The sequence below is a fragment of the Gordonia sp. (in: high G+C Gram-positive bacteria) genome, assembly GCF_020438995.1.
Lineage (GTDB): Bacteria > Actinomycetota > Actinomycetes > Mycobacteriales > Mycobacteriaceae > Gordonia.
Map to the genome: position 1 here is coordinate 1 of NZ_JAGQTN010000121.1, position 12,245 is coordinate 12,245.

Sequence of the window (12,245 nt, forward strand, 5' to 3'; positions counted from 1 at the left end):
CAGGACGGTGGCTCGTACCGGGTGGAGATCGTCGGTGAGCCGTCCTACCGCGTCGACATCTGCCCCACCAGCAGCGTCGGCGACCACAACCACGCGGCGATCGTCGCGGGCGTCGGACGTGTGGTCAACGCCATCCCCGCAGTTGTCGATGCCGCACCCGGCGTGCTCACGGCACTGGATCTGCCGCTGATCACCGGGCCCGGGCTGGCCCCGGTCTGACCCCGCGGACCGCGGCCGCTACCGCGGGGTAATCTCAGGTGCCATGAGCGAGCATCAGTGGAAAGCGTTCACGGTCACCATCGCCGACGGCATCGCCGAGGTCACCCTCATCGGTCCTGGCAAGGGCAACGTGATGGGCCCGGACTTCTGGAACGAATTACCTGCGGTGTTCGCCGAACTCGACCGCGACGACGCGGTGCGGGTGGTAGTCCTCTCGGGTTCGGGCAAGAACTTCTCCTACGGCCTCGACCTGCCCGGCATGGCCGGTGATCTGGCCCCTGCCCTGGCCCCTGACTCCAGGGCCGCCGCGCGCACCCGTTTCCACGACATGATCCTGCGTATGCAGTCGGGTGTGAACGCCGTGGCGGACTGCCGCAAACCCGTGATCGCCGCCATCTGGGGCTGGTGCATCGGCGGCGGCGTCGACCTCATCACCGCCGCGGATTTCCGGTACGCCTCGGCCGACGCCAAGTTCAGCATCCGCGAGGTCAAGGTGGGCATGGTCGCCGACATGGGCACTCTGGCCCGGATCCCGGCGATCATCGGCGACGGCCATTTCCGTGAACTGGCACTGACCGGCCGCGACATCGACGCCGCCCGTGCCGAGCGCATCGGCCTGGTCAACGACGTGTTCGACGACGCGGAGGCCACCCTCGCCGCCGCCCGCGCGGCCGCGACCGAGATCGCCGACAATCCGCCGCTGGTGGTGCACGGCATCAAGCAGGTCCTCGACCGGGCACGCAGCGCCGCGGTCGACGACAGCCTGCGGTTCGTCGCCGCCTGGAATGCCGCGTTCCTGCCGTCCAACGACCTGTCCGAGGCGATCACGGCCATCTTCGAAAAGCGCAAGCCGAATTTCATCGGCGACTGAGCCGATCCGTCCGTCCGGGCCTACCTCCCGGACGGACGGGCTCTATCAACGCGGCCGCAGCCTGAACACCGGGATCTGCCGCTGCGTGCGCTGCTCGTAGAGATCGAAGTTGGGCCATACCGAACGCAGCACCTGCCACGCCTGGGCGCGTTCGTCACCGCTGAGTTCAGTTGGCACACAATCCCATTGCCTGCCGCCGTGCGAGACACCGATCGTGTCGGCGGCACGCACGTTGTACACCCATTGCGGCATGGAGGCGGCACCGAAATACGATCCGGCGATCAGTCGATCGGCACCGTCCGGGGCGGACAACAGCCGGGTGCGCCGCACGATGCCACTCTTACGCCCGGGCACATCGAGGGTGATGTTGGGCAGGTCGGCGATGTCGAGCAGGCTGTAACGCTGACCGGTTACCTTCTGAATAGCGCTGTCGCACTTGACGATCTGCGGCAGATACCGGGGCATCCATTCGATCGATCCGATCGTGACGGCCAGTCGCTTGCGTACTCCCATGCGTGACAGTGTGCCATCAGCGCCGTCAACTCCGTCATCCACAACCGCTGGGCTGTGGATACCGTGATCGCGCAATCGAGCCGCACGGCGCACTATTCGCCCATGGAACAAAACACCCTGCACGCCCGGCCACATCAACTCACCCGGACGCTGTCCACGGTCGCCGATCTCCGCGATGATTGGCTACGCCGCAAAGGCGACCTGACGTTCACCTACACCGCGCTCTGGTTCACATTTCTCGATTCGGACAATCGGACGATCCCCGCCCACAACACCGTCGACCTCGCGATCCGCCCCGATCCGCACGGAATCAATCTGCTGATGCGCACGATCGCCGAGATCTGCGAGGATGACACCTCCGTCGCATTCCTCCTCGTCAGACCCGGCGAGGACGACGATGTCTCCGCCACCGACACCGAGTGGGCGCGCCTGCTCAGCCTCGCCGCGCGCGAACACGGGGTACACATCCGCCCCACCCACCGCGCCAACAACACCACAGTCCGCGCCGTCGGCGGCTGGTAAGCCCCGAACCTGCCCCACCGCTGCTGGTTGAGGTGCCCCGGCTCTGCCGGTTGGGGTGTGACGAGCGCAAGCAACGAGCGCGCTCGTCTCACCTCAACCGGCGGGCCGTACCCTACGTCGTGATCGCAGCGGTGAGCGTCGCAGCGAGCAGCTTGGCGAACCCGGCGGGATCGGGCAGGTCACCGCCCTCGGCAAGCACCGCCATCCCGTAGATCAGTTGAGCCGTCGGCTCAAGTTCGGAGTGATCGGCCGACGCCGCGAACGCCTCGTTGAGCCCCTTGACCAACGCGTGATCGGGATTGATCTCCAGCGCCCGCTTGGTCTTGGGAACGTCCTGACCTGATGCCCGATACAGCTTCTCCAGCTGCGGCGACATCGAGAAGGTGTCGCCGACGAGGCAGGCCGCCGACTCAGTGAGCCGGTGCGAGATACGCGCCTCGGTGACGTCGTCGCTGAGCGCCTCACCCAGCCAGGTCAGCAGATCGCCGTATTCGGCTGCGTCCTTGGCCTTCGCGTCCTCGGATTCTGACTTGTCGGCGTCATCGAGTTCGTCGAGGTCCACCGCACCCTTGGCGATCGACACAAAGCTCTTGTCCTCGAACTCGATTCCCGACGCCGACCACATCTCATCGACCGGGTCGCTGAGCAGCAGAACTTCGATTCCCTTGGCGCGGAACGCTTCCAGATGCGGCGAGTTCTCGATCTGCTTGCGCGATTCGCCGGTCATGTAGTAGATCGACTTCTGTCCACTCACCATGCGGCCCACATAGTCGGCGAGTGTGGTCAGCGCTTCGTCAGAATTGGTGGACTCGAATGACGACGCCTTGAGGATGGCGTCGCGATTGTCGAAGTCGTTGACGAGGCCTTCCTTGAACACACGGCCGAAGTTCTGCCAGAAGGTCTTGTAGTCGTCGGGCCGGGTCGACTGGATGTCGGCGACGGTCGAGATGACCTTCTTGGTGAGACGACGACGAATGGCACGGATCTGCCTGTCCTGCTGCAGAATCTCGCGGGAGACGTTGAGCGACAGGTCGGCCGCATCCACCACACCTTTGACGAACCGCAGGTATTCGGGCATCAGCTCTTCGCAGTCGTCCATGATGAAGACGCGTTTGACGTACAGCGACACCCCGGTGGTGCGTTCGCGCATGAACAGGTCGAACGGCGCCTGCGTCGGGATGAACAGCAACGCCTGATATTCGAAGGTGCCTTCGGCCTTGAACGGGATGGTTTCGAGCGGGTCGTCCCAGGCGTGTGCGACGTGCCGGTAGAACTCCTTGTACTCCTCGTCGCTGACCTCATCCTTGGACTTGGCCCACAATGCCTTCCGCGAGTTGAGGGTTTCGGCCTCGACGGTCGTGGTTGTGACCGGTTCGGCGTCCTCCTCCTCGGCCGGGGTGGTCGTGGTCTTCTCGACGTCCATGCGGATGGGCCAGGAGATGAAGTCGGAGTACTTCTTCACCAGGGCGCGCAGCTTGTGCTGGTCGGCGTAGTCGTACAGGTGGTCTTCGGTGTCGACCGGCTTGAGTTGCAGTGTCACCGAGGTGCCCTGCGGGGCGTCATCGACGTCGGCGATGGTGTAGGTGCCGTCGCCGGTCGACTCCCAGCGGGTGCCGGTGGTGTCGCCGGCTTTGCGGGTGACGAGGGTGACCTTGTCGGCGACCATGAACGTCGAGTAGAAACCGATGCCGAACTGGCCGATCAGCTCTTCGGAGGCAGCGGAGTCCTTGGCTTCGGCGAGTTTGCGGCGCAGTTCGGCGGTGCCGGAGCGCGCGAGGGTGCCGATAAGCCCGATCACTTCGTCGCGGTTCATGCCGATGCCGTTGTCGACGACGGACAGCACCCGGTCGTCGGTGTTCGGCACGAGCTGGATGTGCAGGTCACTGGCATCGACGTCGAGGTCTTTGTCCTGCAACGATGCCAGGCGCAGCTTGTCCAGCGCGTCCGATGCGTTGGAGATCAGCTCCCGCAGAAAGCTGTCCTTGTTGGAGTAGATCGAATGGACCATCAGGTCGAGCAGCTGACGGGACTCCGCCTGAAACTCGTGGACCTCTGGTTGCGCACTCACCGAAATACCTCCGCTGTTCTCACTCTGGCGTCCTGTTCTGGGACGCTGTTCACCACGTGTTCGCGATCGCGAACGCGCCGAAATTCTACTTGGCGGTGCCGACACGACGCCGAAGGCCCTGTCAGCACGGGCCCGGTCCTTCTATGGTGGCTGGGTGGCCCCCCGACTGCTGTTCGTGCACGCGCATCCCGACGACGAGTCGTTGTGGACGGGCGGCACGATCGCGCGGCATATCGCCGCAGGTGGGGACGCCGATCTCATCGTATGTACGTGGGCGCCCGGTACGAGCCGGCACGCCGAGGTGGTGGACGCGGCCCGGATTCTCGGCCTGCCGCGCGAGCCGATCGCCCTCGGCTATGCCGACGACAGGATCCCCGAGTCGGCGCCGGGCGCGCCCCGCTTCTGTGAGGCCCGCTTCGATTCGCAGGTCCGGGTGATGGTCGAGCACATCCGCCGGCTGCGCCCGGACGCAGTGGTCACCTACGACCCGATCGGTGTGTACGGCCATCAGGACCACATCCACACCCACCGCCTCGCCGACGCCGCCGCCCGCGCCGCCGCAGTCCCCAACATCTATCGACGCCTGGGCGATCCGTGGCAGGTCAAGTCCATCTACGAGGTCACTGCCACGGCATGGATGATCGACATCCTCTGGGAGCACGTCTTCGACGACATGCCGGTAGAACGGCTACAGGGCACCCCGGACCACGAGGTCGATCTCCGCGTCGACATCGAGTCCGCCGCGATCGTCGACCGCAAGGAGTCCGCGATCAGCGCCCACCACACGGAGATGGACCGCAGCCTCGCCATGAAAGCCCTGATGACTCTGCCCCCCGAGATCCGCCGCACCCTCCTGGCCACCGAATGCTATCGCCGCCGCGACCTCACCCCCGGCGGCATCGACCTCCTCTGACGAGATACACCACCACATCGAGCACCTTCTCGATCCCCACGACCAGAGCGACCAACCGTCTCGATCCCCGAAACCGAAGCAAAAAACGAGCAAAGGACCAACCATCTTGATCCCTGAGGCCGAAGCGACGAAGGAGCGAAGAACCAACCATCTTGATCCCTGAGGCCGAAGCGACGAAGGAGCGAAGAACCAACCATCTTGATCCCTGAGGCCGAAGCGACGAAGGAGCGAGGGTCACGAAGGGTCCGGCGACCCGAGGCTCCCAAACGACACCGCGTTAACCCGTTCACAGGCGAGCCCACTCTTGCTAGCGTTGCTAGCTGGAGGTAACCATGGCAACGCTGACGATTCGCAATCTCCCGGACGAGACGCAACGTGCCCTCAAAGCCAGGGCCGCCCGCAACGACCGATCCATGGAAGCGGAGGTGCGTGACATCTTGCAGAACGCCGTCGCCTCGGAGCAGGACTTCATCACGGGATGGCTTGCCAGTGCTGAGAGCCTTCGTGGTGAATTCACCCTGCCCGACCGCTCCGCCGCTCGTCACGTCGATCTCGCCTGATGATTGTTGCTGACACCAACATCCTGTCCGAACCTCTGCGACCTCAGCCGGATCACCGTGTGATCCGTTGGCTTGCGGCGCACGCACCTGAACTCGCGATTACGACCTTCACGGTCGCGGAGCTTCGCTATGGGGTGTACCGGCTTCCCGTCGGACGTCGGCGGCACGCACTGGATGCGGCGGTCACCGCACTCGTGACGCAGGCCGGTGATCGTCTACTCAGCTTCGGCCCTGCCGCTGCTGAGCACTACGCCGCCATTCGCGCAGAGCGAGAATCGAAGGGTGTCCACGTCGGCGTCGAAGACACCATGACCGCTGCTATCTGCAAGGTGTCAAACTACCCGATAGCGACCCGCAAGGTCGCGGACTTCCAAGGTGCCGGCACCCCAATCATCAACCCCTTCGACTCACCCACCTGACCAGCCTTCCCGCGACCAAAACTTCGTCCCGCTCTTCGGATGTCGCGATATCGGAAGAGCGGGACGAAGTTTCGGTCGCGGGAGTGGTCGATGTGTTGGCTCTGAGACCGGCGGTGTCGGTGGTGTCCATTAGAGTTGTCCGGGTGATCACCGGTGAGCTCAAAAGCAAGATCGACCGCATCTGGGACGCCTTCTGGTCCGGCGGCATCTCCAACCCCCTCGAAGTCATCGAACAACTCACCTACCTGCTGTTCATCCGCCGCCTCGACGATGTCCAGACGCTCGCCGAACGCAAAGCGAACATCACCGGCAAACCCCTCGAGAACCCGGTCTTCGACCCAGACCAAACCCACCTGCGGTGGTCCCAGTTCAAGAATGCCTCTCCCGAGGTCATGCACCACACCGTCGCCAACCACGTCTTCCCACTCCTGCGGTCGCTCGGTGACGGCACCACCTACAGCGACCACATGCGTGATGCCCGCTTCACCATCCCCACCCCGGCCTTGCTGTCGAAGGTCGTCGACATGCTCGACGACATCCCGATGGCCGACCGCGACACCAACGGAGACCTGTACGAGTACCTGCTGTCGAAGATCGCCGCCGCCGGCGTGAATGGCCAATTCCGCACTCCCCGCCACATCATCGACCTGATGGTGCAGATGACCGCGCCCGGCCCGGCCGACGAGATCTGCGACCCGGCATGCGGCACCGCGGGCTTCCTGGTCGCGGCGAGCGAGTACATCCGCGACACCCACACCGACGCCCTTCTCGATGCCAAGCAGCGCAACCATTTCCACAATTCGATGTTCCACGGCTACGACTTCGATTCGACGATGCTGCGGATCGGTTCGATGAACATGCTCCAGCACGGCATCGAGTCCCCCGACATCCGCTACCGCGACTCCCTCTCCGAAGGCGCCAGCGACGACGCCGAGAAGTACACCCTGATCCTCGCCAATCCCCCGTTCGCCGGCTCCCTCGACTACGAAGCCACCAGCAAAGACCTCCAACGCGTCGTAAAAACGAAGAAGACCGAACTCCTGTTCCTGGCCCTGTTCCTCAAACTCCTCAAGCCGGCCGGCCGGGCCGCGGTCATCGTCCCCGACGGTGTCCTGTTCGGATCTTCAAAGGCGCACAAGACTCTTCGGCAGATCATCGTCGACGACCAGAAACTCGACGCCGTCGTCAAACTCCCCTCCGGCGTCTTCCGCCCCTACGCCGGCGTCTCCACCGCCATCCTGTTCTTCACGAAAACCAACTCCGGCGGCACCGACAACGTCTGGTTCTACGACGTCCAAGCCGACGGCTTCTCCCTCGACGACAAACGCAACCCCGTCGACGCCAACGACCTCCCCGACGTCCTCACCCGCTGGAACAACCTCAACGCCGAGGCCGACCGCCCCCGCACCGCCCAATCCTTCCTCGTCCCCAAAGCCGGCATCATCGCCCAGGGCTACGACCTGTCCCTCAACCGCTACAAAGAGATCGAATACGACGAAGTTGAGCACCGCCCACCGTTGGACATCATCGCCGACATCGAAAAGTTAGATGCCGAAATCACACAGGGCATCGCCGAGCTGAAAGCGATGCTGTGTCGACAGAGGTAACACTTGGAGATGTCGCTCAGTGGGGCAGTGGCGGCACGCCAAAACGAAGTATCCCCGAATACTTCGGCGACGGGACACCGTGGCTGTCGATCGCAGACTTGAACGATGGCATCGTCACGAGTGCCAAAGAGTCGCTCACTGCCGACGGGATTGCCAACAGCGCAGCCAAGATCGTTCCACCCGGAACACTCCTCGTCGCAATGTACGGCTCAATCGGCAAACTCGGTATTGCCGCGACCGAGATGGCAACGTCTCAAGCAATCGCCTTCGCGAAGCCCCGGGAAGACCTAGTTGACCGACGTTATCTGTTCCATTACTTACTTGCCCAGCGCCCAAGGCTGCAAGCCTTGGGCCGCGGCGGAACGCAAATGAATATCGGCCAAGCAGATCTCAAGGCGTGGCCGATCCCCCTTCCTTCCCTCCCCGAACAACGCCGCATCGCCACAATCCTCGACCACGCCGACACCCTCCGCACCAAACGCCGCCAAGTCCTCACCCACCTCGACTCGCTGGCCGATGCGACTTTCCTCGAAACGTTCGGACCTCCCCAGCTATGGCCGACCCACTGGTCGATGGGAACGATCGGTGAACTTGCCACAAACGTCGATTACGGAACGTCCGGCAAGGCGGGCGACACCGGTGAATGGCCGATTCTTCGTATGGGTAATGTCACCGATGACGGCCACCTCGACCTCTCCGATCTGAAGTACATCGACCTCACACCTGCAGAGATCCCCAAGTACACCGTGAGGCGTGGTGACATGGTGTTCAACCGAACCAATAGCAAGGAGAAAGTCGGCAAAGCCGCGGTGATTCGGACGGACGAGCCGCTTGCCCTGGCGGGGTACCTCGTCAGAGTTCGCTTCGACGACTCCGCATCTGCCGAGTTTGTGTCGGCGTATCTGAGGAGCCCACACGGGAAAGCAGTCCGGAAGAAATTAGCGAAAACTGCAGTAAACCAGGCCAACATCAACGCAACCGAGATGCAAAGAATAGCGATCGCGCAGTTTCCGGCATCAGTTCGCAAATCCTTCCAATCTATACTGGAATCAATCCACTATCAACGGATAGAGACTGAGCATGTTTTGGAAGCCGACAACGATCTCTTCATATCACTCCAATCCCGCGCCTTCCGTGGAGCCCTGTAGTCAGACATGGCTACCCGATGCACTACGGTAGACGCATGCGTAAAGCTGATCCCAGTCTCCTCGAACGGATGGACGTCCGTGCGGCACTCGAAACCGAAATCTCCAGCGCACAGCGAGACCTCCTGCCCGTCCAAGTCGGCGATCTGGCCGCCGAGAACCATCTCGACGAGGTTGCTCAGATCATTGATACCCGAGCCAAAGAGGGTAACGTGGGCACTGAGGCTGCACCAGTACTCGCGGCCAGCAAATGGCGTCACGGACGGCGGCCCGTAGCCGCGATACCGCTGCCAGAGCGCGTCCTCTATCGATCAGCTGCTAGACTCCTTGACGCAGGACTCGCCAAAGAGCGAGGAAAAGGCGACTTCTCGTCGTTCACTAGCGCGCCAGTCGAAAATGGCGACGACTTCGTAATTGTCACAGATCTCGCAAACTTCTACTCCTCAATTCAAATTGATAGACTTTCCCGCGTTCTTCTATCCAGGACCGGCGAGTGGTCGACTATCAACTGGTTAAATGACTTTCTACACGGAATCTCTCCTGACGTAGGTGGTCTCCCTCAAGGAAGTACGGTTAGCGATAGGCTCGCTGACACTTACGCAGATACGCTCTTACGCAGATTACGCCGCCGCGGCCTATCCGTCTGGAGATACTCCGACGACTTCCGCATTGGTGCGTCTAGCTATCAGAATGCGATCAACTCACTCGAGATCTTCGATGAAGAGGTTCGATCGATGGGGCTATTCGTCAACGAGCGCAAGACATACGTCATGAGTAGAGACAGATACGTAGAAAGTCGAGGTCGACAGCACGCTTTCCTCACCGAAGCATGGGAACAGAAGCGGGAAGAATTGACAACAGTCGACTTCTACAGCTTCGAGGTGCATGAACCGGCAGATATATCCGTGTTCTGCGGGGTCGCTTTGGACGAGATGGATGCGTGGGCCAAAGACATTGCGCACAACCGCGACAATGATCAAATACCACAGCCCGTCCGACTCGATCTGGGACTCGCACTGGCTGTCGTCACCATAGCTAAAGACCCCGCAGCACTGGTCTATATCTCCGACCTTCTACTAATGGAACCTCAGATGGCACACCAAGTCGCTGACTACCTCTATGTGATGTCGGAAACACACGCAAAAGCAGTCGATAACACGGTAATTCAGATCATAAAGAACGCATCCCTGAGTAAATGGACATCATTGTGGCTGTGCCACGGACTGAGCAACCCTGCGAGCGAACACGCTTCACTTCCCTGGGGATCTGACGATATAAATCCAGAGGTGAGGGACTGGATTAGGACTCTAACATGGCACAACGATGCGGTCGTTTCCTCCCATGCCACCTGGGCATTGGCAATTAACGGAGCCCTAACCAAGGAGGACTGGATACGCCTCAACTCTAAACAAGGGCCTTACAGCCAGCAGTATACAGCTGCGACACTCGGAAAACTCAGAAACACGAACAAAGAAAACAATGACAGTGGGGACCAGTTCGATGCCATAGTGCGGAAATGGGCCCAGTCGTTATGAATGAAAGTGGCGTAAGATCGCAGTACGCCGAGGATGTGTGCGAATTCGTTTGGCTGGCATTGGCAGCTTACGATAGGACACAGAGGACTACTTCAAATATTGCAGATTGGCAGCAAACTGGCAATGAACCTTCGAGAGCAGTACTGTCCGCAATATGTGAGATCGCCAGTTACGTAGAAGCCTTCGCTGCCGAATCGTTCATTGATCACGCCGAAACTGTTTCGTCGATGTGTGTAGAACCGATACCGAAGATCGTTCGAGAATCTGTTCGAAAGCCCCTCGAGAGCACATGGAAGGGAAGGCTGGAGTTCATTAAAATCTGGTTGGATCCGGAATATGGCAGCACCGATTCATGGAAGGAGTGGATGGGTTTCGTCGAGGCAAGGAATGCGTGGGCACACGGCCAAGGGAAACTGACAAAGCGCCAGCTCCAGAATCAAGAGGTCCGGGCAAACATTAAGCGCTCAGGCCTCACTGTGACGGATGGACTGATATCTGGAAGCGCCGAGGACGTAAGGAAGTGCGCATGTATAGCAGTCGAATTCATTGACTGGATTGACCAACGTGTGAAGCGTTCGTAGTTCTGCCACCAGTGTTCGTATCGCGGGTCACAATGGATCACTATTTAGCCATCAATGGCGACACCGAGCCCGTCAACTGACTGGCAAGAGCTGTAGATTTGATGAGGCACCGACCAGCTGAACGGACCGACACCCTGGTCGGGCAAGCCGACGACTGCGCTGTTGCTACCACGGTACGGCACTGCCCGCTCTTTTTAACTACCGCCAGAAATCACGTCGGGGGGTTGTCTATCCTACTTCTTCTCTTCGTCCGCCTTGTCAACATCGTCACCCTTACCACCCTTTTCGCTCTTCATAACGCCGTCAGGTGTCCACTCATCAACCCCCTTGAGTGGACGCCCTAAGAGAAACAGTACGCCCGGAGAAGCGACAAATACCGTGAGCGCAAAGATGACTCCAATTAGCTGATAGCCAACACTTGCACTCGCCTGCACCTTCCCGGCCACGTCCCGGATCACGAAACCTGAAAATACGAGTAACGCTACCGAAAGCCCGGCGGCAAAAAACGCTAGCTTCTTCCAAGCCTCCGCCTGCTCAACTAGCTTCTCCGCCATCAAGGCAACGGCTCGTAAGTATCTGCGACGGATCTTCGCATCCGACTCTGGAATCTTCTCAAAGACGGAAGAGAGCGTGCTAACAGCACTGTGCGGCTCCTGCGTCATGAAAGCCTGGAGGCCGTCTCGTGGTAGCGGTCGTTTGCTCGAATCCACTAGAATCGCTGCGTCTGGAATAGCTGCCACCGTGGCCGCGGCATCCGCCCAAGATTCAAACTCGAGCAGATAGATCACGTAATCGTCTTCACCGTCACGAACCAGATCAGTTTCTGTCCACCCGGCTGCCTGCAACCTGGCTTCACCTTCAGTGTCGTCCTTGCGGATCTTGTACGAAACGGTCGGCATGATGTGTTCCCCTCAGCTATGGGTCTTGTGTCACGAAACTCTACTCTCAGACGTAGCTTTCGGTCAGACTTTTAGGAACGATGCTCCGACCCACAGCCACACAGTAGGACCTCCGAGCACCAGCACGAACACCCAGTCCACGATCTCGTCCCCGTCGTGGGCGCGCTCGCTCCAACATACGCTTCGCCTCGGGGTTCGCGGCCTCCGCCGCGCCCGCTGGGTCGTACGTGAACAGTGCCACGCCCACCTCGTCGGCGTAGTCCAGAGCTTGCGTGCTGCAGCCGGACGCGCTGAAGAAGACGAGCTCGTCTGAGCCAGTGCCGTGTGCGCCCACAAGGTTCTGAACGTCTGGGAGACGTGTGGCCCCGCTCTTCCATTTGACCTGCGCCAGAC

Annotated in this window: 11 protein-coding genes and 1 pseudogene; 9 read left to right on the forward strand and 3 right to left on the reverse strand. The window is 60.9% G+C overall.

Features of this window, described 5'->3' with window-relative positions; all coding sequences use genetic code 11:
• Both KDB67_RS09315 and KDB67_RS09320 read left to right on the forward strand, forming a co-directional pair.
• Positions 1-219: pseudogene (locus tag KDB67_RS09315) on the forward strand (diacylglycerol kinase); the annotation flags it as partial.
• Positions 220-262: 43 nt separating this feature from the next.
• Positions 263-1,090 carry a crotonase/enoyl-CoA hydratase family protein gene (locus KDB67_RS09320; RefSeq protein ID WP_291015143.1) on the forward strand — a complete coding sequence of 276 codons (828 nt, stop codon included), beginning with the start codon at positions 263-265 and terminating at the stop codon, positions 1,088-1,090.
• A gap of 45 nt (positions 1,091-1,135) precedes the next feature.
• On the opposite strand, the gene KDB67_RS09325 is transcribed toward KDB67_RS09320, so the two are convergent.
• Positions 1,136-1,603 carry a nitroreductase family deazaflavin-dependent oxidoreductase gene (locus KDB67_RS09325; protein ID WP_291015145.1) on the reverse strand — a complete coding sequence of 156 codons (468 nt, stop codon included), beginning with the start codon at positions 1,601-1,603 and terminating at the stop codon, positions 1,136-1,138.
• Positions 1,604-1,705: 102 nt separating this feature from the next.
• Here KDB67_RS09325 and KDB67_RS09330 point away from each other — a divergent pair, with 102 nt between their 5' ends.
• Positions 1,706-2,125 (forward strand): hypothetical protein, encoded by a 420-nt coding sequence (locus KDB67_RS09330; RefSeq protein ID WP_291015147.1) that lies wholly within the window; start codon positions 1,706-1,708, stop codon positions 2,123-2,125.
• A gap of 112 nt (positions 2,126-2,237) precedes the next feature.
• On the opposite strand, the gene htpG is transcribed toward KDB67_RS09330, so the two are convergent.
• Positions 2,238-4,193, reverse strand: coding sequence for a molecular chaperone HtpG (gene htpG / locus KDB67_RS09335; RefSeq protein ID WP_291015149.1), 1,956 nt, complete (start codon positions 4,191-4,193; stop codon positions 2,238-2,240).
• A gap of 154 nt (positions 4,194-4,347) precedes the next feature.
• Between htpG and KDB67_RS09340 the strand changes: the two genes are divergently transcribed.
• The 6 genes from KDB67_RS09340 to KDB67_RS09365 all read left to right on the forward strand — a co-directional run bounded on the left by KDB67_RS09340 (position 4,348) and on the right by KDB67_RS09365 (position 10,372).
• Positions 4,348-5,106, forward strand: coding sequence for a PIG-L family deacetylase (locus KDB67_RS09340; RefSeq protein WP_291015150.1), 759 nt, complete (start codon positions 4,348-4,350; stop codon positions 5,104-5,106).
• Between the two features lie 332 nt (positions 5,107-5,438).
• Positions 5,439-5,666 (forward strand): antitoxin, encoded by a 228-nt coding sequence (locus KDB67_RS09345; protein WP_291015152.1) that lies wholly within the window; start codon positions 5,439-5,441, stop codon positions 5,664-5,666.
• Positions 5,666-6,085, forward strand: a complete 420-nt coding sequence (locus KDB67_RS09350; RefSeq protein WP_291015153.1) for a type II toxin-antitoxin system VapC family toxin — start codon at positions 5,666-5,668, stop codon at positions 6,083-6,085. The genes KDB67_RS09345 and KDB67_RS09350 overlap by 1 nt, the downstream gene beginning before the upstream one ends.
• A 143-nt stretch (positions 6,086-6,228) precedes the next feature.
• Entirely contained in the window at positions 6,229-7,692 is a 1,464-nt protein-coding gene (locus KDB67_RS09355; protein WP_291015154.1) for a class I SAM-dependent DNA methyltransferase, read from the forward strand.
• Positions 7,677-8,840 carry a restriction endonuclease subunit S gene (locus KDB67_RS09360; RefSeq protein WP_291015156.1) on the forward strand — a complete coding sequence of 388 codons (1,164 nt, stop codon included), beginning with the start codon at positions 7,677-7,679 and terminating at the stop codon, positions 8,838-8,840. Before KDB67_RS09355 ends, KDB67_RS09360 begins: the two co-directional genes overlap by 16 nt.
• 35 nt (positions 8,841-8,875) lie before the next feature.
• The gene (locus tag KDB67_RS09365; protein WP_291015158.1) at positions 8,876-10,372 is read left to right on the forward strand and encodes an RNA-directed DNA polymerase; all 1,497 of its coding nucleotides are present in this window, start codon (positions 8,876-8,878) and stop codon (positions 10,370-10,372) included.
• Between the two features lie 814 nt (positions 10,373-11,186).
• On the opposite strand, the gene KDB67_RS09370 is transcribed toward KDB67_RS09365, so the two are convergent.
• Entirely contained in the window at positions 11,187-11,852 is a 666-nt protein-coding gene (locus KDB67_RS09370; protein ID WP_291015160.1) for a hypothetical protein, read from the reverse strand.
• Positions 11,853-12,245: the final 393 nt, after the last annotated feature.